The 349-nt window shown below is 67.6% G+C and carries 1 pseudogene; it reads right to left on the bottom strand.

What is annotated here, in order from left to right:
- Positions 1–165 precede the first annotated feature (165 nt).
- Positions 166–349 (bottom strand): annotated as a pseudogene (locus AB0C16_RS41115) (hypothetical protein); the annotation flags it as partial.

The following is a 349-nucleotide window of genomic DNA, read 5'->3' as shown; positions in this document are numbered from 1 at the left end:
ACATCATCTACGCGATCGTGATGGTCGGCCTGGCCCTGGCCGGCGCCGGCACCACGCTCGGCCTGGGCAACCTACCGATCGTTCAGCGCACCCCGTACCTGAAGTAGCAGGCACACTCGCGACGCCCACCCCCCTCACCCGGGGTGGGCGTCGCGAGTGTGCCTGCTACTTCAGGTACGGGGTGCGCTGAACGATCGGTAGGTTGCCCAGGCCGAGCGTGGTGCCGGCGCCGGCCAGGGCCAGGCCGACCATCACGATCGCGTAGATGATGTGGTCGTCCATGAAGGGGTTGGTGGTCAGGGGCAGTGCGGCCGCCCACATCATGACCATCAGGAGGCTTCCGGTGACG

This window comes from Nonomuraea sp. NPDC048916, from assembly GCF_040649575.1.
In the GTDB taxonomy this organism is placed as follows: domain Bacteria; phylum Actinomycetota; class Actinomycetes; order Streptosporangiales; family Streptosporangiaceae; genus Nonomuraea.
The sequence above is the reverse complement of the archived record's forward strand: the minus strand, read 5'-3'. Positions and strand labels throughout refer to the sequence as shown.